The organism is Streptomyces sp. NPDC018947, from assembly GCF_044390505.1.
Lineage (GTDB): Bacteria > Actinomycetota > Actinomycetes > Streptomycetales > Streptomycetaceae > Streptomyces.
On record NZ_JBIRZD010000002.1, the window covers coordinates 1 to 22,104 of the forward strand.

The window sequence follows — 22,104 nt, forward strand, 5'->3', positions numbered from 1 at the left end:
CTACGCAAGCGCGGCATCCGGGCCGTGATCCCCGTCCCCGCAGACCAGCGCAGCCACCGGCTTCGTCGAGGCAGTCGAGGCGGCAGGCCACCGACGTTCGACCGCGAGACCTACAAGCAGCGCAACACCGTCGAGCGGTGCATCAACCGCCTGAAGCAGTGGCGCGGCATCGCCACCCGCTACGAGAAGACCGCCACCATCTACCTGGCCGGACTCCACATCGCGGGCATCTTCCTCTGGTCCGCCCGGTGATCCAAACGAAACTGCCTAGCCGGGTCCGCACGTCTTCGGCTTCTCCGGCGGCCGAGCCCGCCTGCCGGGCGGGTTCGAGGTCGCCGCCGCGGCGGGGCTCCAGGCTGGTGCCCGGACCCCGCCGCCGGTTGTCCCGGATGAGCAACAGCGGATGCTCGCCGGGGCGGTGGGTGTCGCTCGGGCGGGTCATCCGGTGCCCTCCTGCCGCTTGTCGTCGTCGACGATCTCCGCGTCGACGACATCCTCGTCCTGGCCGGCGGTGCCTGCCGCGCCGCCGCCGGAACCGGAGCCGGCCTGCTGCTGGCCCTGCGCCTGCTGTGCCTGGGCATACATCGCGGTGCCCACCTTCTGGGCCGCGGTGGTGACCTTGTCGGCGGCCTGCCGCAGAGTCGCGGTGTCGGCCGACTCCCCCTTCAGCGCCTCCTTCAACTCCGCCAGCGCGCCGTCGACCTCGCCCTTGACGTCCCCGGGGATCCTGTCGGCGTTGTCGGTGAGCAGCTTCTCGGTCTGATAAGCGACCTGCTCTGCGTGGTTCCGTGTTTCGGCGGCCTCGCGGCGGCGCCGGTCCTCCTCGGCGTGCTGGTCGGCCTCGCGCATCATGCGGTCGATCTCGTCCTTCGCCAGCGAGGAGCCGCCGGTGACCGTCATGCGCTGTTCCTTGCCGGTGCCCAGGTCCTTGGCGGAGACGTGCATGATGCCGTTGGCGTCGATGTCGAAGGTGACCTCGATCTGCGGGATGCCGCGGGGCGCCGGCGGCAGACCGGTCAGCTCGAACATCCCGAGCTTCTTGTTGTACGCCGCGATCTCGCGCTCGCCCTGGTAGACCTGGATCTGCACCGACGGCTGGTTGTCCTCGGCCGTGGTGAAGATCTCGGAGCGCTTGGTCGGGATCGTGGTGTTGCGCTCGATCAGCTTGGTCATGATGCCGCCCTTGGTCTCGATGCCGAGGGACAGCGGGGTGACATCGAGGAGCAGGACGTCCTTGACCTCGCCCTTGAGGACACCGGCCTGCAGGGCGGCGCCCACGGCGACGACCTCGTCGGGGTTGACGCCCTTGTGCGGGTCCTTGCCTGTCAGCTCCCGCACCAGGTCGGTCACCGCCGGCATCCGCGTGGAGCCGCCGACCAGGATGACGTGGTCGATGTCGGACACCTTGATCCCGGCGTCCTTGATCGCGTTGTGGAACGGGCCTTTGCACCGCTCCAGCAGGTCCGCGGTCAGCTGCTGGAACTGGGTGCGGGTCAGTTTTTCTTCCAGGTGCAGCGGTCCTTCGGCGGAGGCGGTGATGTAGGGAAGGTTGACCGTCGTCTCCGACGAGCTCGACAGCTCGATCTTCGCCCGCTCGGCGGCCTCGCGCAGCCGCTGCACGGCCATCTTGTCCTTGGACAGGTCGACGCCATAGTTGTTCTTGAACTGCTTGGCCAGGTGGTCGACGATCCGCTGGTCCCAGTCGTCGCCGCCCAGGTGGGTGTCGCCGTTGGTGGCCTTGACCTCGACCAGGCCCTCGCCGATCTCCAGCAGCGACACGTCGAAGGTGCCGCCCCCGAGGTCGAAGACGAGAACTGTCTGGTCATTCTCCTTGTCCAGGCCGTAGGCCAGGGCGGCGGACGTGGGCTCGTTGATGATCCGCAGGACCTTCAGCCCGGCGATCTCCCCGGCCTCCTTGGTGGCGGTGCGCTGGGAGTCGTTGAAGTACGCCGGAACCGTGATCACCGCGTCCGTGACGTCCTCGCCCAGGTAGGCCTGCGCGTCCCGCTTGAGCTTCTGCAGCACGCGGGCGGAGATCTCCTGGGCGGTGTAGCGCTTGCCGTCGATGCTCCCGGTGTCCGGGAAACGCCACCGAGCGTCGTCCATGTGGCGCTTGACGGAACGCACGGTGCGCTCCACGTTGGTGACGGCCTGCCGCTTGGCGATCTCACCGACCAGCACCTCGCCGCTCTTGGCAAAGGCCACCACCGACGGGGTGGTCCGCGCGCCTTCGGTGTTGGTGATGACGGTGGGCTCGCCGCCCTCCAGCACGCAGACCACTGAGTTGGTCGTGCCGAGGTCGATTCCCACTGCACGTGTCATGGTCTCTCCTCCGTCTGCGTTCCCTTCCTGGGGCAGATGCGGCGCTGGGCCGAAAGGCGCGGCCGGCCGGGGCCGTCCCGATGGACGGTCGCTGGGTCGTCCGTGCCGCTCGGCCGGGCACCGCCACCTGCGGCTTCGGTAGGGGACCTCACTTCCAGTGTGGACAAACTTCAGTACCTTGTCTCGTCACGACCGGTGTACACCTCCTTGGGGCTTTGGTGACGGGTGGGACGTGGTCGCCGACGAGCGTGCGGTCCCGCCCGGGCTTCTCGGCCCGCGGCCGGCCGCGGGCGTACAGGCGCGGCAGGTCGTGGAAGCGGTAGCGATCCTGGACGGTGCCCAGCGGGCCGACCTCGACCAGTTCCTCGAGGGTGTCCTCGGTGTCGAACAGCACCTGTCCAGTCAGCTGGGCGGCTCCGGCCGCGCTGGTATCGGGGCCGTCGACGACGGACACCAGCCGAAGCAGCCGGGCGGCCGCGGGGGTTACCTGGCGGTAGGACATGTCGAAGGCCGCCGACGGACGCAGGTCACCGGCGGCCAGGGGTGTCCGGGCGCCGCTCCTCCCACACGAGACGGTCCGCCAGCCTGCGTACGCATCCCGTGAGGGTGGCCGGCCAGTCACCAGCTATCCGCAGAGCGAGCGGCAGATGCCCGCATCGGTCGGCGACCTCGGCCAAGGCGCCCGGTCCGCATCCGCGCGCCCGCCTCCGACCAAGGTGGTCGTCAGAAAGGCGGCGGCCTCGGCGGGGGACAGCTGGCCGACAGAAAGGCGGTGGTCGCTCTCCAAACCGCTGAGCATCCTCCGGCTGGCGACCATCACCATGCTCCCGCCCGTGCCCGGAATCAGCGCGCGGATCAGCCCTGCGGGGCCGGGTGGGATCGTCGTCCATGCCGCGCGGATCGAGCAGCAGCTGCCCGTCGGTGAAGCGGTCGGCCAGATCGTGGGCGGCCTGCAGCGCCAGGGTGGTCTGGCTGTGTCCGGGCGGCCCGGACACAGCCACCACCACCGGCAACCCTCTCCTACTGGTCTGGCCAGCCAGCCCGGTCAGCCGTGCCAGCTCCGCCTCGCGGCCAGTGATCACGATGCCCCGCGGGAAGGCACGCGGTCCCGCCCGGGCGGGACGCGCATTTCGGCCGATCCGGGCCACGCCAGCGGCCGCTCCCGCACCCCGTCGTCCCACCCCAGTCCGTCCGCGAGCGCGGCGACCGTCCGGCGCTGGGAACCGCCCGCCGTCCCCGTTCCAGATCGCCGATCCCTCGGACACTCACCCCGGACGCCTCCGCCCACGCCTCTATGGTCAGTCCGGCACCCGGCATCTCCGTCGGGACTGCGACTCCTACTGCTGCCACCGGGCGTCAGCCGTTGACCGCGAGACAGTCGAACGGCCGCGAGGAGTCGACCACACACAAGTCACCAGGGTCGTAAGAGGTCTCCTCTCCACGTTGGACGATGCCCACGCGAAAGGGCGGCGGCCCGTGGCAAGGGGGCCGCCTTTGGGCTGCGGCGGTTTCGCTCAGGCGGCGTGGCGGGTCTTGCGGCGGCGTACCACGACGGCGGTGCCGCCACCGGCGACGATCAGCGCGGCGGCCACGCCGGCGATCGCCGCGGTGTTGTCGTTCGTGCCGGTCTCGGCGAGGTCGGAGCCCTTGGGCGCAGTCGACGGAGCGCTGTTGGTCTTCATGGTCTTGTCGATCCAGCCAGCATAGGCGGGCGCGCTGGTGTAGAGGCCGGGGCCCTCCGAGCACGGCACGTTCGGGGCGCCGGGCCCCGAGGTGACGCCGATCAGCTCCCAGTGGCCGTTGCGGCCCTTCTGGATCTGCGGTCCGCCGGAGTCCCCGAAGCACGCCATGGCCTTGGGCACGGTGGTGATGGTGCACAGCCGGGTCCGGTCCGCGTAGCCGGGCGCGCACTCGGAGTCGGCGCCCCTGCGGGTGTTCAGCTCCTGCAGCCGGTCCGGGAAGTTGAACTCGTTGTCGACGGTGGTGCCGAAGCCCAGGAGCCGGGTCGGCGTGCCGGGCCGTCCTGCCTGCTCGGCGATCTTGATGGGTTGCTGGGCAACCGGACGGTCCAGACGGACCAGCGCGATGTCGTCCTTGTTCGCGGCCTTGTTGTCGCCGTTCACGTAACCGGGATGGATGAAGGTCCGGTCGATCTTCCTGACGGTGCCACCGGACTTGCGGTGGTCGCTGCCGACCCGCACGATGCCGTCCAGCTTGATGTTGATGCCCTCGACCTTCAGGCAGTGAGCCGCCGTCAGCACCCACTGCGGATCGATCAGCGACGCACCGCAGTTCCCGTCGATCAGACCCTGGTCCGGGGCCGACTCCGGAATGGTAGCCATGAACGGGTAGCTCTCGGTGGAGTCCGACCCATTGACGATGGCTCCGGCACTGCCGGCCATGACAGTGACGCAGGCCGCGCCCGCGAGAGCGCCGACTGCTGCGATGCGGGCGGTACGGCGGCGCGGCGACTTGAAGCTGAACACAGAGGGTTCCCTTTTGCTTGGTGGATCCGTATGCGTTCAGCCTCGCTGCCCGAAACCTGCCGCACCATCTGGGCAACGGGTCGGTAGACGGTGGGGCCAGCCCCCCCTCTGCACTGGGGAAACCTTGAGGGCGAGAAGCGTCGACGGCACGGCCACCCGGCCCGTCACTGAAGCGGACGACCGCTTCCGCGCCGGCGGGATCGTGTCGGACGAACTGTGGTCGCTCATCGAGCCGTCGCTGCCCGAGCCGAGCCCGAAACTCGACTCCTCCCACCTGCCGGCCGCTCGGCGCGACCCAAAAGCGGACCCGGTCCGGTCGACCGCGCACGGCCGGGCAGCAAGCACCACGTCCTCACCGGCGGCCAGGGCATCCCGCTCGCGGTGTCGGTGACCGGCGGAAACCGCAACGACGTCACCCCTCTGCTGCCCGCTGCTGGCAAGATACCGGCCGTGGCCGGCCTTGTCGGCCGGACCAGACACCGGCACGATGCACTCCTCGCCGACCGCGCGCCCCCGTGCCCGCGCTCGGCGAGGGTGCACTCGGGTTCTGGAGGGCCCTGCGCGAGGTCTTCCCCGACACCCTCGAGAGGTGCTGGGTTCGCAAAACCGCCAACGTCCCGGACGCCATGCAGAAGCCGGCCCAGCCGGCGGCCACGAAGGCGCGCGGGCCCGCTCCTTGATCCGGCCCAGCGGCCGGGACACCTGTGCGGCGTGGCTCATGAGGGCGAGCCGTAGTACCGGTCGCACGGGCCTGCCGCTTGCCGGAAGCCCGTACGGCGGGCTCACCGACACGATCCACTGGTCGGCGCCCTACCCCTCGTACCGTTGCACCTCGGAGGGCACCACCGGCTCGCCGGGAAGCGCGTCGGCGAACCAGTCGAGCGCCGCCGCGCACGCCTCGTTCGGCGTACCCGCGTCCGGCGAGCGGGCGCTGGCCTCCAGCTCTTCCGGGGGGATATCCCCCGGAAGGCCCGGAGGCTTCTCCCAGTGTGCGGCAGTGGAATCGGAGGCGACGATTCTTCTCAAGTTGCCATACGTAAGTTGAGAGGTAGCAGCATGGCCAAGCACCGGAAGCGGATCAGTCGACGGGTACTGCTGGCGACGGCGGCGGTCGCGACAGGAGCGGTCCTCGCGCCCACGGCGGTCCAGGCCGCTTCGGCCGACAGGGCCGGCCGGGAGCAGAACCCGGTCCGGGCACTGGAGAAGGCGGCCCACCCGCTGCGCTCGACCGAGCCCGGAAAGAACACGGCCGACCTGCGAGAGCTGGGCTCGATGATCGGCGACGCCAAGGTGGTCGGCCTCGGCGAGGCCACCCACGGCTCACACGAGTTCTTCGCCATGAAGGAGCGGGTCTTCCGCTACCTCGTCGAGGAGAAGGGCTTCACGACCTTCGCCCTCGAGATGAGCTGGTCCTCCGGGCTCCAGATCGACGACTACCTCCAGACCGGCAAGGGCGACCCCCGCGAGATCGCCAAGGAGGCCCTGGCCGACTCCCCCTGGGAACGCGAGGAGTTCGTCAGCCTCATCGAGTGGATGCGTGACTACAACAGCCGCCATCCCGGACGTACCGTCCACTTCATGGGCGACGACCTCAACGCCCCCTCGATGGACGAGGCGTTCTTCGGCCGGGTGACCGGCTACGTGCAGCAGCACCACCCGGAGGCGCTGCCTAAGCTCAACGAGCTCTACACCGGCCTGCGCCCGATGAACGACTTCCTCGACTACCTGCGCAAGCCGCTCACGGAACGGCAGCAGCTCGCCACCAAGGCACAGCAGGCCCTGGAACTGGTCAGCAGCCAGAAGGGCTCCGGCGAGGCGTTCGCTTGGTCCGAGCAGAACGCCCGCTCCATCGCCCAGACCGCCAAGTTCCTCACCATCAACCCCGACGACCCGGACTCGCTGCCCATGTTCCAGCGCTTCCGCGACGAGGTCATGGCCCAGAACGTCTCCTGGTGGCAGCAGCGCACCGGCCAGAAGATCCTGCTGTCCGCGCACAACGACCACGTCGCCTACGCCTCCTCCATGCCCGAGCTGTATCCGAAGACGCAGGGGTCGTTCCTGCGCGACACGATGGGCAAGAACTACCTCCCCATCGGCTTCACCTTCAACCAGGGCTCCTTCCTGTCGAAGGACACCGCCATCGGCGGCGACTGGAAGAAGTTCACCGTGGACGCCGCCAAGCCCGGCAGCAACGAGCACACCCTCGACCAGGTCCGCTACCGGGACTTCTACCTCGACCTCCGCAACGCCCCGGCCCCCGCGCGCGACTGGCTGAACGCTGCCCGGCCCACGCTCAATGTCGGCACGCTCTTCCCCACGGAACCGCGCGACACCGCGCTCGCCAAGGCCTACGACGTCCTCATCCACCTCCACGAGGTTCGGGAGGCCGACAAGCTGAAGCCGTGACAGCCTGGTTCCGGCGTGCGCTCCGAACGTGACTGCTGCCGGCGGACGCCGCTCTGCGGTCTCGGTGCGTAATGACCGGCAGTCCCACGTGGTAGCAGCCGAGCACGGTCTCCGCCGCGAGCACGGCGGTGGTGTGCGGTGCGCCGACTGCGGGGCAGGCTCGGCCACCGCACATTCGTACGCGGGCCGGCTTGAGGGGGATGCGGCGGAGTTGGTCCACGATCGCAGTGGCGCGGTGGGTCACCCGCTTCCATGAGGTTGGCCAGGAACGCGAATCCCACTCGTCAGGCACTGAGGAGTTCGGTGGCGGTGGTGACGGCTTGCAGGGCGTCGGGGTCGGGGACGATGCCGATTCCTGATCCGGTGGGGACGGTCAGGTGGCCGTCGCGAAGGATGAAGGGGGCAGTGATGTCGCGGGCGTAGTAGCGGGCCGTGGCCGAGATGTCGCCGGGCAGGGTGAAGCCCGGGAGTGCGGCCAGCGCCAGGTTGGCTGCCCGGCCCAGCCCGGTCTCCAGCATGCCTCCGCACCACACCGGTACGCCGTTGGCCAGGCACAGGTCGTGGATCCGGCGGGCCTCCAGGTACCCGCCGACCCGGCCGGGCTTGACGTTCACGATCGAACACGCCTCCTGCCGGATGGCTGTCGCCGCGTCCCGGGCCGAGGTGATCGACTCGTCCAGGCAGATCGGGGTGTCCATCCGGGCTGCCAGCCGGGTGTGCGAGAGCAGGTCGTCTGGGGCGAACGGCTGCTCGATCAGAGTCAGCCCGTAGTCGTCGAGCCGCCGCAGGTGGGGCAGGTCCGCCGGACTGTAGGCGGTGTTGGCGTCCACCTGCAGGGGGATCTCCGGGCCGAACGTCTCCCGCACCGCTCGCAGCGGCTCGAGGTCCCAGCCTGGTTCGATCTTCAGCTTGACCCGGGCGTAGCCCGCGCTGAGATAGCCGTCGACGGCACTGATCAGCTCGTCAACGGTGTCCATGATGCCGACTGACACTCCGACCGCGAGCTCGGTCCGCGTCGCCCCGAAGTACTGGGCGAGACTGATGCCGGCGGTCTGCAGTTCGGCGTCCAGCACTGCCATCTCGATCGCCGACTTGGCCATCGGATTCCCCCTGATCGGCCGGAGCAGCTCGGGCACCAGCGCGGCGGTCAGCTCGGGTGCCGAGAACAACCGGGGCAGCAGGAACCCACGCAACACCTCCCGGGCCCCGGACAGGTACTCCGCGCTGTACGTCGGGTCGTCGTCGGTCACACACTCGCCCCAGCCGACGGCTCCGTCGACCGTGGTCACCTTGACCAGCAACGAGTTCCGGCGTTCCTGGGTGCCCAGTGAGGTCCGGAACGGCGAGACCAAGGGCAGGGCCACCTCACGCAGTTCCACCTGCTGCAGCTTCATTTCGACACTTCCTTCCGTTGCAGGATGTACCAGCCCGACCGGACGAACCCGTCGATCCGATAACCGTTGTCCAAGGCGCCACCGAGTGACTCGCGCATCGCGGACCGCCAGCGCCGGGCGGCGGCTGGATCCCTTCGCCGCAAGGACTCCGCATCCACCGGGGTGGCACAACGCAGTACGCCGCCGGTCGCGGCGCGCAGTACTGGCTCGCCGTTGCCGTCCGGCTCGAGTACGGGCACCGCGGCGGCCAGGATGGGCAACGGTTCCGGGGCATGCGACGGCGCCTGCACCGGCCAACTGACGAACAGCCGGTCGGACTCGTCGCCGTCGTTGATGCCGTCGTCCAACGGCCCGTAGAAGTCGGGCAGGTACGCCTCCGCGACCGCCCCGAGCCTGTGCAGGTTGAAGTAGGCGTTGCGGCGGATCAGCGGGTCGTACGTCCACGAGATCGACGACAGGCCTGCCTCGGCAGCCCACTCCCGCTGGTGCGACTTCATCGCCGCGCCGATCCCACGCCCATGCATTCCCGGGAGCACGCCGGCCACGTGCGAGTGCAGGCTGTCTCCGACGGTTCGGAACCCGGCGGTGACGCCAACCATCGCGGTCCCGAGGTACGCCGCAGCGACGTAGCCGCCGGTGTAGGCGAGCGCGCACATCACGTCCAGAGCCAGTGGTGGCTCACCGGTGTCCGGGGTGTTCCACACGGCACGTAGCAACGCGTCGGCCTGCTGAAGTTCGGGTACGCTCCGAAGCAACTGGATCCGGACGCCTGCCCGTTCCGCGCCGGCGGATGGAAGTTCGACCATGTGACGAGTCTCCTTGGCGGAACGCCCCGAACCATTGGCGTCCAGGCCCAAGTTCACTTGGTCTCCTTTGTACTGATGTCCGGCAGCCGTAGCCGAAGCTGCAGCGCCAGCGCCAACCGCAGGTCCGGATCGTCGATGTCGATCAGCTCGGCCAGCCGGCGCAACCGGTGGCGCAATGTGTTGGGGTGCAGCGTCAAGGCGTCGGCGGCCCGTGGCACGTCGTAGTGCTCGGCGATCCAGCAGCGCAGCGTTTTCTCGTAGTCCGTTCCGTGCCGGGCGTCATGGTCCAGCACCGTCGACAGCGGCTCCGCGTCCAGGGCCGGTCGGTACCGGAGCGCCTCGTAGACGTCGCGCAGGAACATCGAGGCTGCCAGCTCGTCGTGCCGTCCGATCTCCGCCTTGCCGAACGGTCCGCAGACGACCTTGAGCGCCTGCCTGGCCTGACTCATCCCTGTGGGTATGTCGGCAAGGCCGGGAAGGGTGCGGCTGATCCCGGCCCGCCAGCCGCCGCCCAGGGTGTCCCTCGCCCGAGCCAGCACCGTCGCAAGGATCAGCTGGATCACGGGCGCGTCGGACGCAGTGTCGACCACTGCCACAGCCTGGCCGTCCAGCGCCCCTGCAGCGGCTCCCAGCCGGTACGCCGAGAGTCCCATCCGCAGCAGGTCGCCTACGTGCTCCGCGGCCGAATCCAGCGACACGCCTCGCGCGTGATCTGCCGGGTTACCGGAGCGGCCGATCACCAGCACGGTCGCCGGGGCGTCGAAGCGCATCCCGAACGAGTCGGCGAGCTCCCGGGTCGCTCCCAGGCCGCGGAGCAACCAGCCCAGACGCTCCACTCGTTGCCGACGCTCGGCATCCGCCGCGAGGCTCACCCGGGCCAGGTGGGGCGCGGCCAGTCGTGCACCCTCGGCAAGGACGTCTGACGCCCCCTCTGCCAATGGTTCATCACCCTGTAGCACCCAGATGGTGCCCAACGCCTCACCACCGTCTCGTATTGCGATGGCGAGTCGCGGCCGGTACTCCTTTGGCTCGTAGCTCCATACCGCGGTATCAGACCGCAGGACAGCGGTGTACTCCTCGGCGTGGGTCGGATGGTCCGGCACCCGGCGGCCGAGGATGCCGTCGCGACGCGGGTCGTCGACCAGCTGCCCCGGGACCGTGGAGTAGGCCAGCACGCGCATGGACAGATCCTCGATCGCCACCGCGCCACCGGCGCGCACGGCTATGTCGTTGGCCAGGGCGAACAAGTCGACGGATCGATGGCCGTTGGGCTCGAATACCGGGCTGGTGATCGCACGCAGTGCGTCGATCAGGGTGTAGAGCTGTCCCCAGGAGATCTCGGTACTGCGTTCCAGCAGCGCCACCCCGGTCCGCTCGGCAGCCTGTGTCAGTGCTGCCGTGTCCGTGGTGCCGGCTCGCATGACCACCGCCGTGGCGTGTTGCTCGGCAGCCCATTCCAGTACGTCGGCGGTCAGCCGGCCGGGCACCAGTACGATCGCATCGGTCAGCCCTGTCGTGGGGGCGTCGGTGTCATAGATCGTGGGCGCACCGATGGCGACCGCCCGGCCTCGTGGCAGCGCGAGCGGCCGTACGACGTCGGTTCCCAGGCTGTCGAGCACAACCCCGAGCGTGATCCCGGCCGGGGCGGTCATCGCCTCGCCGATCGCAGCATCCGGCCCCGGCGCTCACCGGTGAACTCACCGTCGGCGATCACCTGTTCACCTGCCAGGAACACATGCACCATGCCGGTCGGCCGCAGTTCGGGATTCTCATAGGTCCCGGCGTGGCCCATCCGCGCGGGATCGAAGACCACCAGGTCCGCTACGGAGCCGCGGCCGATCCAGCCGCGGTCGGACAATCCGAACTGGCTCGCGGTGGCGGAGGTGACCTTCCGGATCGCCTCGGGCAGGTCGACCACACCGCCGTCACGCACATAGCTGCCGAAGAAGGCGGGGAAGGTGCCAAAGGTCCGGGGATGTACTGGACCGATCGGGATGTCACTGTCCGAGCCGATGGCGATCAACGGATCGGCCATGAGCGCCAGTACATCACCTTCGTCCATGGTGTGGCAGACGACAAACGCGTGCGGGTCGGCGATCAGCAGCTCGCACAGCACGTCCCATGGATCTCGTCCGGCCAGCACTTCGGCCAGCCGGCGCCCCGTCACCGTCGGATCGGTGTGCCGCAGCATCTGCATGTCCTCCGGGTGGAGCTCCCGCCACAACCCGACGCCGATCCCCGGCCCTGGTCCCTCGGCCGTCGCTCTGATCGCCGCCCGGGTCACCGGATCGGAGAGCCTGGCGCGCAGCGCGTCCACGTTGCCTTCGCACGCCTCTGGAGGCAGCATCGCCGACAGGCTCGTACAGAAGGCCCGGTACGGGTACTGGTCTCCACGTACGTCAACGCCACTGCGGCGGGCCTCGGCCAGCTTGTCCAGGATCAGACGGGCCGCGCCGTGGACGGCGCGGCCGGAAGCCTTGCAGTGCGACACCTGCAGCCTGATCCCGGCTGCTCTGGCGATCGCGACCGCTTCGTCGAGTGCATCGGCCAGCCCCTCGCTCTCGCTGCGCATGTGGGTGGCGTATGCCCCGTCGTACCGGCGGGCGATCCGGGCCAGGTCGGTGAGCTCGGCCAGGTCCGCGTACGCGCCGGGCACGTACTCGAGACCGCTGGACAGTCCGCGAGCCCCGGCTGCGAAGGCCTCGTCGGTGAGCGCGCACAGCCGGTCCAGGCCCCCCGGCGGCAACTGCTTCTCCATGCCGGCTACCGCCAGGCGCAGCGTGTTGTGGCCGACCAGTGGGGCGAAGTGGTTGCTCAGCCCGGCGGTCTCCGCAGCATCGAGGTAGTCCGCGAAGGTCGTGAACGTCTGCTCGCCCAGCTGGATCGGGCTCAGCCCGGCGGTCTCGGGATCTGTCGGTCCCATCGAGAAGCCGCAGTTGCCGACGACCTCCGTGGTGACGCCCTGCAGCAGCTTGAAGGGCTGCGCGTCGGGTAGGAACGGGACGCTGTCGGAGTGGCTGTGGGGATCGACGAACCCGGGGGCTACCACCAGGCCGGCCGCATCGATGGTCCGTCTGGCGGCCCCGAGATCCTTGCCCACGGCAATGATGCGGTCGGCGGTGATGGCGACGTCGGCGGTGACTGGCGTGGAGGCGAATCCGTCGTGGACCTCACCACCGGAGATGATCAGATCATGCATGGGCTGCCTTTCCGGTCGGCGCCGGTGGCACGGAGGCCACCAGGCGGCGGGTGTATTCGTGAGTGGGGGCATCGAGCACCTTCTCGGTGTCACCCGCCTCGACCACCTGGCCGTGCAGCAGTACTACGATGCGGTCGGTGATCTGCCGGACCACGGCCAGGTCGTGCGTGATGAACAGCAGGGCGGTGCCCAGCTCGGTATTGATGCGGCGCAGCAGTGCCAGGATGTGGGCCTGGACCGACACGTCCAGCGACGCGGTCGGCTCGTCACAGATCAACAGCGCTGGACGCACGGCGAGCGCCCGCGCGATCGCGACCCGCTGTTTCTGGCCGCCCGACAGCCGGTGCGGCCGCAACCCGGAGTACGCCGGTGGCAGGCCGACCAGCTCGAGCAGCTCGCCGACGGGGAGCCGGTCCTCCGGCCGTGCCTGACCGGCCGCCTCTGCCAGGGTGGTGCCAACCGTCATCGCCGGGTTGAGCGAGGTGGACGGATCCTGGAACACACACTGCACCAAGCTCCGCGCGGTTCGCCGTTGGCTCGTGGACAGTCGCCGCAGCCGGGTCGTGTCCGTGCCATCCAGCAGGATCCGCCCGTTGCTCGCTTCGACGAGGCCGAGCAGGCACCGGGCCAGGGTCGTCTTGCCAGAGCCGGACTCGCCGACCAACCCCAGCCGCTCGCCCGGGGCGATCCGGAGGTCGACACCGTCCAGTGACTTCACCTTGCCGTAGCTCTTACACAACCCCTCGACCAGCAGGAGTGGGCCGTCTGACGCCTTCGAAGGCTTGGCCGCGACCGGCTCGTCGAGGGTCGGGGTCGCGGACGGCTGTACGTCGTACCGGCAAGCCGTTTGGTGGGCGACAGCAACCTCTCGTAGCGGTGGGCGACCGGTGAGGCAATCGTCCTGTTGCTGTCGGCACCGGTCGGCGAACGCGCACCGGTCCGTGACGTCGGCCGCGCGCGGCACCGAGCCGGGAATGGATACCAGCTGCATGGAGGTGCGTTCCACCGCTGGAAGCGCGCCGATCAACCCGGCGGTGTACGGGTGGCTCGGGGCAGCGGCGACGGTGCGGCTGCGGCCTGCCTCCAGCACGCGACCGGCGTACATCACCTGGACCCGGTCGCACAGCGCGAACGCGACTCGCAGGTCATGCGTGATCAGCAGCACGGCCATTCCCCGGGCCGCCTGAATCCTGGCGAGCAGCTGCATGATCTCGTGCTGAATGGTGGCGTCGAGGGCTGTGGTGGGCTCGTCGGCGATCAGCAGTTCGGGATCCCCGGCCAGCGCTGCCGCCATCGCCACCCGCTGCCGCATCCCGCCGGACATCTGGAATGGGTACAGCTGGGCCACGTGCGGGTTGTCGATGCCGACCTCCGCGAGCCGGCGGGTGATCTCGGCCCGGTCGTGGCCGGCACCACGAGGAAGCGACTCGGCGATGTGCGCACCTGCGGTCAGCAGCGGGTTCAGCTGGGCGAACGGGTCCTGCAGGAGCAGGCCGACGCGTCGGCCCCGCACCTTGCGCAGCACCTTCTCCCGCGCCCCGATGAGTTCGGTACCGGACATCCGCACCGAGCCGTGGGCCAGCAGCGGTGGGGGCAGCAGTCCGGCTATCGCCCGGGCGGTCAGGGACTTGCCACTGCCCGATTCGCCGACCAGTCCGACGGTTTCGCCGGGTGCGACGGTCAGGTCGACGTCATCGACTATCCGGCGGTCCCCGAGGGTGATCGTGAGGCCGTGTACCTGTAGCAGCTCGCTCATTCCGGAACGCCTTTCCCGGCGCTGAGCCGTTCGAAGATGCTGTCGCCGAGCAGGGTGGCCGCGATGGCGGTGACCATGATGAGCAATGCCGGTGCCACGGCCGCCCACGGATTGAGGTCCAGCAGGGTGCGGTTCTCCTGGATCATCAGGCCCCAGTCGGGCGTGCCCGCCGGCAGTCCGATTCCCAGGAACGACAGCCCGGTCAGCGCCGCCAACGCGCTGACGAAGCTGAGCAGCAGGTTGGCTGTCACAGTCGGCGCCAGATTGGGCAGCAGGTGCCGGAAGATGATCCGCCGGTCCGACAGGCCCAGAGTGCGGGCGGCATCGACGTACGCCAACTCCCGCTGGCTCAGTGCCAGGCTGCGGATTGTCCGCATGTCGACCGGGGCGCCCAGGACGATGAGGGCGAGCACGGCGACCGTGGTTCCGCCGCCGACGATGCCCACGAGGACGATCAGTATGAGCAGCCCGGGCAGCGCGTACAACAGGTCGCCAAGTCGCATCAGGACCGCGTCCAGCCAGCCCCGATGGTAGCCGGCGAGCAGGCCGAGGGTGGTACCCAGCAGGGTGGTCCCGAGGGCGATCAACACCGGGGCGACCAACGCGGTGTGGGCCCCTGCCAACAGCCGGGACACCACATCACGGCCCAAATCGTCGGTGCCGAGCGGGTGGGTCGCGCTCGGGCCGCTGGGGCCCAGCTCGACGTTCTGCAGCGCCGGGTCATGCGGAGCCAGCCAGTTTCCAAGGACCGCGGCCAGCACGATGATCGCGAGCGCCAGCAGCGCTGTCCCCGTCAGGATGCGGCCGCCGGCGAGCTTGTGCCGCCGGCCACCTTCTCGGACGCCCGGTCGGGTCGTCGTCGCCGCGCTCATGCGGGGGCTCCGTGCCGGACCCTGGGGTCGACCGCCAGGTAAATCAGGTCCACCAAGAGGTTCACCCCGATGACCACTGCGCCACCGAGCAGTACCAACGCCTGGATCAAGGGGATGTCCTTCTGGTTTACCGCCTGCACCAGGAGCGATCCCAGCCCGGGCAAGCTGAAGGTCTGTTCCACAAACACCGCGCCGGTCAGGTTCGCCGCGGCCAGGAGTCCCGCGACGGTGAGTACGGGCAGCGCGGCGTTGCGCAGGGAGTAGCTTCCCCAGGTCCGCATCCGGCTCAGGCCCCGGGCCCGGGCGAACGTGACGTAGTCCTGAGCACCGACATCAAGGGTGGCGGCGCGGGTCTGCCGGACCAGTACAGCCGCTTGACCGAGCGACAACGCGACCGCCGGCAAGATGTAGTGGCTCAGATCCCCGCCCCCGTACGTCGGGAACCAGCCCAGGGCGACGGCGAAGCCGTACAGCAGCAGCAGGCCCAGCGCGAACGGCGGGAAGGACAGCGCGACCAGCGCGACCAGCGTGATGCCCTGGTCGAGCAGCTTGCCGCGGCGCAGCCCGGCCGCCATGCCGGCCGGAATTCCGAGCAGCAGGGTCAGCACCATGGCACAGCCGGCCAGCGTGGCGGTCACCGGGAGGCGCTCGGCGATCACCGACAGCACCGGCTGCCTGGCGAATACCGAGGATCCGAAGTCACCCGACAGCACACCACTCAGCCAGTGCCAGTACCGCACCGGGAACGGCTCGTCCAGCAGGTACTGCGCGCGGATCGCGGCTATGGTCTGCGGGGTCGACGGTCTGTCACCCAGCAGCGCATGCACGGGCCCGTCCGGGGTGAGGGACAGCAACCCGTAGGTGAGCACCGACATCACCCCGAGCAGGACCACGGCGGACGCCAACCGCCGGGCAACCAACGTGGCAGTGTTCATCTAGGCCCCCGCGGGCTTGATCTCGGTGAAGATGTTCTGCGTCCACACCCCGACGTTCTCGCTGAACCGTTTGTTCAGCGCGATCCCGGAGTCCACGCTGTACAGCGGGATGTACGGCGCCTGCTCGGCGGTCTCGGCGAGGATCTCGGTGACTGCCTGTGTACGCTCCTCGCCGCTCCTGAGGCCGAGCACCTTGTTCACCTGGGCGTCCATCCGCGGGGTCCAGAACTGGGCGAAGTTGAAGCCGTAGGGCTTCGCCCCGACGCTGGACACCAGGTCCGGTAGCAGCTCGCCCGGATCCGGGGTGGCGTAGGCCAGGTCGCTCAGTCCCAGGGTGAGTCCATCGTGTCGAATTCGTTTGGCGCGATAGGCATCGTCTGGCAATGGGTGGGGCTTGAGCCTGATGCCGATCTCGGCCAGGTCCGCTGCCAGCACCTGCAGCGCGTCGGCCGTGTTGTTACCACTGCTGTAGTTGGCGGGCAGCTCGAAGCCGTTGGGGTACTTGGATTTCGCCAGCTCCGACCTGGCCGCGGACAGGTCGTACGGATACTGGGGCAACTGGTCGATCGCGCTCTGGAAGCCTTCCCCGTAGAGTGCTTTGAGCATCGGGTGGGTCAGGATCGTGGTCGCGGGTGCGGCCTTGTCGCCGACCACCAGCCGCTGCATCGCCTCCCGGTTCACCGCGTGCGCGATGGCCCTGCGGACGTGTACGTCCGACAGCGGCCCGTACTTGACGTTCAGGGAGAGGAAGGCGATCGAGTTGCCGGCGTAGAATCGGGTCTTGACGTCCTTCAGAGGGGCCCACTTGCGGGCGTCACGCGGCGGAACTTGATTGGTCCCGTCGACCTCCCCGGACGAGACGGCCAGCCGCAGCGTCTCCGGGTCGGTGATGGTGGTGACCTTCACCGTGCCGATGGCCGGCTCGGGACCCCAATACCTTTCGTTGCGCTTCAGGGTGACGCCCTCGGTGCTGGAGAACTCGGTGACCTTGTACGGCCCGGTGCCCAGGGTCCCGACTGCCGGCGTTCCCAGGTCCTGCGGGTGCGCCGCGGCGAGCTTCTTGGGCACCACTTGCCACACCACAGCTGCGTTCGGCAGGAACGTCTGGGTCGGGGTCTTGAGCACGACGGTGACCTCGTCCGGGCCGGTGGCCCGCACCGACTTGACGGCGGTCACCATGCTCGCCGCCTCGGAGGCCACCTTCGGGTCGGTGTGCCGCGACAATGAGAACGCGACATCCTCGGCGGTCATCGGAGAGCCGTCGGAGAACACCACGCCTTTGCGCAGCTTGAACACGTAGGTGACCGGGTTCGGCTCGGTCCACGACTGTGCCAACTGCGGGATGACCTTGCCGTTCTTGTCCCTCGTCACCGGCGATTCCAGGATCGCGAACTGCACCAGGGTGCACGGGCCGGTGAAACCATGGGCGACGTCCAGCACGTTCGGCGGGCTCGTGGTTGCCATCGTGAGCGTGTCCGGGTCGCCTGCCCCGCTGCCGGCCGTCGCGCATCCGGTCAGCAGCAGGCTTCCGATCAGGGCACCGCCGAGCAGCCCGCAGGCCGTCCGGCGGCTTGGCAACGTTGGAGTCATGGGGAGTCCTCGTCGTGGGATGGATCGGGTGAAGTGGACGCCGGTGAGGGACACGTCGGGGCGGTCGGCGCAGAGTGAGCAGGTGGTGGGCGGTGTCAGCCGGCGACGTTGAGGCCGGGGGGAAGACCCACGGGGGCGGTGCCGTCAGGCTGTCTGACGAAGCGCATCCGGCGGACCCCGTGGGTGCTGATCAGGAGGTCTTCACCGCTGGGACGCAGGCTGATCAGGCCGCCTGCGCTGAACGCACCATCCGGTGCCGGTTCGATCGTCTCGACGAACTCCAGACCGAGCTCGAGCTTGCCGTCCGTGGTGACTGTCGCCAGGATGCCCAGCTCGGGACTGCGGTAGACGGCCGGTGCCAGCGTGAGGCTGGTAGCCAAGGGTGGACAACGCCAGTACTCCGTGGCGCGGCCCGGGCGATACACCGACCCGATCCGGAGGGTGCCGGCCGACACCTGCCCCCAGAAGCCGGCACACTCCTCCAAGCCCTGCCAACTGCCGTCGACGGCCGGCGCGAACTCGCCGGTGGGCGACCCACCACGGATTCTGATCCGGCCGTCGCCCACGGCGTCGATCCGGATGGTGAGGTCGGATTGCGGATCCAGCCAGTCCCCCGTCAGCTGGGCAGCGGGCTCGCCGGCCACAGGGTCCGCCACCAGCTCGATGGGATCCGCCTCGGGCAGCCCGGCCGCAAGCCTGAGCACCTGGGTGGCCAGCTTCGGGGAGTTGATCGACGAGTTGTTGCTCAGCAACGCCACACCGAGGTCGGAGCCCGGCATGAACAACAACTGAGACCGGTATCCGGGGACGCCGCCGGCGTGGCCGAACACCGGGTGGCCCGCGATCGTCGTGTGGTAGAGGCCCAGCGCGTACGGCCACTCCTCTCCGTCCCCGGAGTCGACCTGCTGCAACAGCCCGTCGCGGATGTCGACGCCCAGAACCCGGCCGTCCTGCAGGAATCCGAACCACGGCCCCAGGTCGGCGACGCTGGTGGCCAGGCCGCCGTCGCCGACCGCGGACTCCTCGGTGTCGGCGCGCCGGACGGCACCGCTGGTGACGTCGTACCCGTAGGCGAATCGCGCCAACGGCTCCTGGCTGTTCTCGCGGAACATGGTGTTGGTCATGCCCAGCGGCGTGAACATCCGGTCCGTGGTGAACTCCCCCAGCGTTTGGCCGGTGAGCCGGTGCACGAGCGAGGCGACCAGGACGTAACCCGTGTTGGAGTAGGAGAACTCGGTCCCAGGTTCGAAGTTGACCTCGGTCAGCCCTGCCAGGAAGGCCAGGGTCTGGTCCTGGGTGATCCTGGTCAGTGGGCGGCCGGCTATCGTCGTCAGGGCCAGCCACTCCCGCAGACCGCCTGTGTGCCGCAGGCACTGTCCGACGGTCACCGGTACCGCCAACTTCAGTTCGGGCAGGTGGGTCCGTATGTCGTCGTCCAGCGACAGCCGCCCGTCCCGGCACAGCAGCAACGCCGCCGCGGCAGTGAACTGCTTGCTCATGGAAGCGATGTCGAACCGTGTCCGCGTGTCGACCGGCGCCTCGAACTCCACGCTGGCCAGCCCCGCCGTTGCCTGGTGGATCAGCTTCCCGTCGGTGTAGATCCCGACGGCCAGTCCCGGGTCTCCCGGGCGCACCGCCGAGTCCACCAGCTCGGACAATGTTGTTGAGATGTCCATGCGGCACAGACTCTCAGCCCGACTGCTCGGAAGGATTGTCCTAACCGGCAAAGTCCACGCACCCAACGTTGGCCGAAAGGACATGTCCAGGCGCCTCCTGCCGTCAGGAGTATTCCTTTGTTGAGCACGTTCCTGGACCTGGAAGCCGTCGACGTGCTTCCGCCGCCGGGCGATCCTGTGTTTCCCGTCCCGTGGCTGCAGTCGAACTCTACGCACCGTCGCTGATACACGTTCCCCATCGCCCTGCGGCAACGCGCCGCGCTCGGAGGAGCCCATGGACCACGAGATGCCACGAGGCGGACACCCAACCGGCCATCTGCCGGAGCTCCGCCTCGACCAGCAGGCGCTGGAGCACAACGTCCGGCTCATGGCGGCCTGGTGCCGCGATCACCACGTTGAGCTGGCCCCGCACATCAAGACCACCATGACACGCTCCATCGTCGAACGGCAGCTGGCCGCGGGGGCATGGGGCGTCACGGTCGCCACCGTGACGCAGGCCGGGATCGCCCTTGGGTGGGGAGCGCGGCGTGTAATCATCGCGAACCAGGTGGTCCACCCCCAGGACCTCTCCCTGCTGCGCAGGTGGCTCGACGACGCATCAGGACTGGAGCTGTACTGCTTCGTCGACTCCTCGGCCGGTATCGCCCTCGCCCAGCCGCTCATGGGCGGCGCACGGGCCCCCCTGCGCGTCCTGATCGACGTCGGAACGGACGCAGGCCGCACAGGCGTGAAGGGACTGGCCGAGGCGGCTGACCTGGCCAGGGCCGTCCGGGCAGCGCCCGGACTACTCCTTGCCGGCGTCGCCGCCTTCGAAGGCATCCGGCCCAACCGGAGGGACACCACGACCCTTGCCGCCGTCGACGAACACTGCCATCGGACGATCACCGTGTTCCGCGGCCTCACCGCGCTCTTCGAGACCACGCAGCCCCTCTTCAGCATGGGCGGCTCGGCCTTCCCCGACCGGGTCGTCCACGCCCTGGCCGAAGCCGCACACCACCCCGGTGGCCTGCCGATGGTGCCCGTCCTGCGGTCGGGCTGCTACGTCACCCATGACCACGGCACATACGAACATGTCTCCCGCCTGCCTGGGCTGAAAGCGGCGCTGACCGTGCGCGCGGTCGTGCTCTCCACCCCGGAACCAGGGCGAGCCGTCGTCGGCGCCGGGAAACGCGAGCTGCCCTACGACGCCGGCCTGCCGGTACTCATCGCCGCCCGCGATCCACACGGCGCGCGGCGGCCCGCCGCCACAGCGACCGCGGACCAGATCTACGACCACCACCTTGTCCTCACCGATGTACGCGATCTGCACGTCGGCGACGAGGTCGACCTCGGGATCTCCCACCCCTGCTCCGCCTTCGACCGCTGGCCCGACATCACCGTAGTCGACAGCCAAGGTCACACGCGTGACGTGTGGCATCCCCAGTTCCGCTGATCACAGCCGCTCACCGGCTGTCACCTGGCGATCACCGGATGCTGGGCGCCATCGCCCTACCCCTGCTTCGGCCGCCCCCTACCTTATGGAGCACTGCCATGTCTGTCCCCAGCGGCCTCCAGAGTGAGCTCGATCTCGGCTCGGACCTCGTCGAGTTGACACGCGCGTTGGTCGACATACCGTCCGAGAGCGGTGAGGAGGCGGCACTCGCCAACGGGGTGGAGCGCGCTCTGAGGAGTCTGCCCCATCTGAGGGTCAGGCGGATCGGCAACTCCGTGGTCGCCCGCACCGAGCTGGGACGAGCCGAGCGCGTGGTGATCGCCGCGCACCTGGACACTGTCCCGGCCTGCGACAACCTGCCTTCCCGTCTCGCGGACGGGTTGCTGCACGGGCTTGGTGCTTGCGACATGAAGGGCGGGGTGGCTGTGGCCCTGCACATCGCGGCAACCATCGCAACTCCGGTCCGGGACGTCACCTACGTCTTCTACGAGTGTGAGGAGACATCCGACGACCGCAACGGCCTGGGCCAGATCGCCGCCGAGCGCCCAGACCTCCTCGACGCCGATCTGGCAATCCTCATGGAGCCGTCCGATGGCACGGTGGAGGGCGGCTGTCAGGGCTTCCTCACGGCGGACATAGTCGTACGGGGAAGGCGGGCGCACACGGCCCGGCCGTGGATGGGCGTCAACGCGGCGCACCTCGCGGGTGATGTGCTGCGCAGATTGGCGGAGCACATCGCTGAGGAGGTGGTCATCGATGGGCTGGTGTACCGGGAGGGGCTGAGCGCCGTGGCGGTGCGGTCAGGGGTCGCCGGCAACGTGGTCCCTGACGTGTGCGTGGTCACGGTCAATCTGCGCTACGCCCCGAGCCGTACCACGGTGGATGCAGAGGCGTACGTGCGTGGGCTCTTCTCCGAGTACGAGGTCGAGGTGACCGAGGTGCTGCCGGGCGCCCTGCCGGGGCTCGACCGGCCCGCCGCCGCGTCGCTGCTCGCGCGGCTTGGCACCGAGCCGCGGGCGAAACTCGGCTGGACCGATGTCGCCCGCTTCGCTGCGGCAGGCGTGCCTGCCCTGAACTTCGGTCCGGGCGACCCGTCTTTGGCCCACACACCCGGTGAGTACGTCGAGGTCTCCCAACTGCGGCAGGTCCACCACTCCCTTCGGGACTGGCTCATCGGTTGATAGTCGCAGTCGACATCAGTCCGGGACTCTCAGCCGCCTACCCGCAGTC

The 22,104-nt window shown here is 69.2% G+C and carries 15 protein-coding genes and 3 pseudogenes; 6 read left to right on the forward strand and 12 right to left on the reverse strand.

Going from position 1 to position 22,104, the window contains the following annotated elements; all coding sequences use genetic code 11:
- Window positions 1-252: pseudogene (locus tag ACH499_RS04735) on the forward strand (IS5/IS1182 family transposase); the annotation flags it as partial.
- Between the two features lie 186 nt (window positions 253-438).
- Here the strand turns inward: ACH499_RS04735 and dnaK are convergent.
- The 3 genes from dnaK to ACH499_RS04750 form a co-directional block, all read right to left on the reverse strand.
- Window positions 439-2,322 carry a molecular chaperone DnaK gene (dnaK, locus tag ACH499_RS04740; protein ID WP_399013819.1) on the reverse strand — a complete coding sequence of 628 codons (1,884 nt, stop codon included), beginning with the start codon at window positions 2,320-2,322 and terminating at the stop codon, window positions 439-441.
- A 148-nt stretch (window positions 2,323-2,470) separates the two neighbouring features.
- Entirely contained in the window at window positions 2,471-2,776 is a 306-nt protein-coding gene (locus ACH499_RS04745; protein WP_399013820.1) for a hypothetical protein, read from the reverse strand.
- Window positions 2,777-3,836: 1,060 nt separating this feature from the next.
- Window positions 3,837-4,664, reverse strand: coding sequence for a trypsin-like serine protease (locus ACH499_RS04750; RefSeq protein ID WP_399013821.1), 828 nt, complete (start codon window positions 4,662-4,664; stop codon window positions 3,837-3,839).
- Between the two features lie 423 nt (window positions 4,665-5,087).
- Between ACH499_RS04750 and ACH499_RS04755 the strand changes: the two are divergent.
- The 3 genes and pseudogenes from ACH499_RS04755 to ACH499_RS04765 all read left to right on the forward strand — a co-directional run.
- Window positions 5,088-5,315: pseudogene (locus ACH499_RS04755) on the forward strand (transposase); the annotation flags it as partial.
- Window positions 5,312-5,470: pseudogene (locus tag ACH499_RS04760) on the forward strand (IS256 family transposase); the annotation flags it as partial. The pseudogenes ACH499_RS04755 and ACH499_RS04760, both read left to right, overlap by 4 nt.
- Before the next feature lie 394 nt (window positions 5,471-5,864).
- On the forward strand, window positions 5,865-7,214 hold the full coding sequence (locus ACH499_RS04765; RefSeq protein ID WP_399013822.1) for an erythromycin esterase family protein: 1,350 nt from the start codon (window positions 5,865-5,867) through the stop codon (window positions 7,212-7,214).
- A 284-nt stretch (window positions 7,215-7,498) separates the two neighbouring features.
- Here the strand turns inward: ACH499_RS04765 and menC are convergent, their stop codons facing one another.
- The 9 genes from menC to ACH499_RS04810 form a co-directional block, all read right to left on the reverse strand.
- Window positions 7,499-8,608: an o-succinylbenzoate synthase gene (gene menC, locus ACH499_RS04770; RefSeq protein WP_399013823.1), complete on the reverse strand. Its 1,110-nt coding sequence runs from the start codon at window positions 8,606-8,608 to the stop codon at window positions 7,499-7,501.
- On the reverse strand, window positions 8,605-9,471 hold the full coding sequence (locus ACH499_RS04775) for a GNAT family N-acetyltransferase (RefSeq protein ID WP_399013824.1): 867 nt from the start codon (window positions 9,469-9,471) through the stop codon (window positions 8,605-8,607). Before ACH499_RS04775 ends, menC begins: the two co-directional genes overlap by 4 nt.
- Window positions 9,468-11,033, reverse strand: a complete 1,566-nt coding sequence (locus ACH499_RS04780; protein WP_399013825.1) for a PucR family transcriptional regulator — start codon at window positions 11,031-11,033, stop codon at window positions 9,468-9,470. Before ACH499_RS04780 ends, ACH499_RS04775 begins: the two co-directional genes overlap by 4 nt.
- 29 nt (window positions 11,034-11,062) lie before the next feature.
- Window positions 11,063-12,613, reverse strand: coding sequence for an amidohydrolase family protein (locus tag ACH499_RS04785; RefSeq protein WP_399013826.1), 1,551 nt, complete (start codon window positions 12,611-12,613; stop codon window positions 11,063-11,065).
- Window positions 12,606-14,369, reverse strand: coding sequence for a dipeptide ABC transporter ATP-binding protein (locus ACH499_RS04790; protein WP_399013827.1), 1,764 nt, complete (start codon window positions 14,367-14,369; stop codon window positions 12,606-12,608). Before ACH499_RS04790 ends, ACH499_RS04785 begins: the two co-directional genes overlap by 8 nt.
- Entirely contained in the window at window positions 14,366-15,241 is an 876-nt protein-coding gene (locus ACH499_RS04795) for an ABC transporter permease (protein WP_399013828.1), read from the reverse strand. The genes ACH499_RS04790 and ACH499_RS04795 overlap by 4 nt, the downstream gene beginning before the upstream one ends.
- Window positions 15,238-16,176, reverse strand: a complete 939-nt coding sequence (locus ACH499_RS04800; protein ID WP_399013829.1) for an ABC transporter permease — start codon at window positions 16,174-16,176, stop codon at window positions 15,238-15,240. The genes ACH499_RS04795 and ACH499_RS04800 overlap by 4 nt, the downstream gene beginning before the upstream one ends.
- Complete coding sequence (locus ACH499_RS04805; protein ID WP_399013830.1) at window positions 16,177-17,766, reverse strand: ABC transporter substrate-binding protein; 1,590 nt, start codon at window positions 17,764-17,766, stop codon at window positions 16,177-16,179.
- A 95-nt stretch (window positions 17,767-17,861) separates the two neighbouring features.
- On the reverse strand, window positions 17,862-19,442 hold the full coding sequence (locus tag ACH499_RS04810; protein ID WP_399013831.1) for a serine hydrolase domain-containing protein: 1,581 nt from the start codon (window positions 19,440-19,442) through the stop codon (window positions 17,862-17,864).
- Between the two features lie 274 nt (window positions 19,443-19,716).
- Between ACH499_RS04810 and ACH499_RS04815 the strand changes: the two genes are divergently transcribed.
- Together ACH499_RS04815 and dapE are read left to right on the forward strand one after the other, a co-directional pair.
- Window positions 19,717-20,874, forward strand: coding sequence for an alanine racemase (locus ACH499_RS04815; protein ID WP_399013832.1), 1,158 nt, complete (start codon window positions 19,717-19,719; stop codon window positions 20,872-20,874).
- 98 nt (window positions 20,875-20,972) lie between these two features.
- Entirely contained in the window at window positions 20,973-22,055 is a 1,083-nt protein-coding gene (gene dapE, locus ACH499_RS04820) for a succinyl-diaminopimelate desuccinylase (RefSeq protein ID WP_399013833.1), read from the forward strand.
- Window positions 22,056-22,104: the final 49 nt, after the last annotated feature.

Excerpts from the sequence above, each read along its gene's own strand:
- dnaK (WP_399013819.1), bottom strand. The coding sequence starts at position 2,322 with ATGACACGTGCAGTGGGAATCGACCTCGGCACGACCAACTCAGTGGTC.
- ACH499_RS04750 (WP_399013821.1), bottom strand. The coding sequence starts at position 4,664 with ATGGCTACCATTCCGGAGTCGGCCCCGGACCAGGGTCTGATCGACGGG.
- ACH499_RS04765 (WP_399013822.1), top strand. The coding sequence starts at position 5,865 with ATGGCCAAGCACCGGAAGCGGATCAGTCGACGGGTACTGCTGGCGACG.
- menC (WP_399013823.1), bottom strand. The coding sequence starts at position 8,608 with ATGAAGCTGCAGCAGGTGGAACTGCGTGAGGTGGCCCTGCCCTTGGTC.
- ACH499_RS04785 (WP_399013826.1), bottom strand. The coding sequence starts at position 12,613 with ATGCATGATCTGATCATCTCCGGTGGTGAGGTCCACGACGGATTCGCC.
- ACH499_RS04790 (WP_399013827.1), bottom strand. The coding sequence starts at position 14,369 with ATGAGCGAGCTGCTACAGGTACACGGCCTCACGATCACCCTCGGGGAC.
- ACH499_RS04795 (WP_399013828.1), bottom strand. The coding sequence starts at position 15,241 with ATGAGCGCGGCGACGACGACCCGACCGGGCGTCCGAGAAGGTGGCCGG.
- ACH499_RS04800 (WP_399013829.1), bottom strand. The coding sequence starts at position 16,176 with ATGAACACTGCCACGTTGGTTGCCCGGCGGTTGGCGTCCGCCGTGGTC.
- ACH499_RS04805 (WP_399013830.1), bottom strand. The coding sequence starts at position 17,766 with ATGACTCCAACGTTGCCAAGCCGCCGGACGGCCTGCGGGCTGCTCGGC.
- ACH499_RS04810 (WP_399013831.1), bottom strand. The coding sequence starts at position 19,442 with ATGGACATCTCAACAACATTGTCCGAGCTGGTGGACTCGGCGGTGCGC.
- ACH499_RS04815 (WP_399013832.1), top strand. The coding sequence starts at position 19,717 with ATGGACCACGAGATGCCACGAGGCGGACACCCAACCGGCCATCTGCCG.
- dapE (WP_399013833.1), top strand. The coding sequence starts at position 20,973 with ATGTCTGTCCCCAGCGGCCTCCAGAGTGAGCTCGATCTCGGCTCGGAC.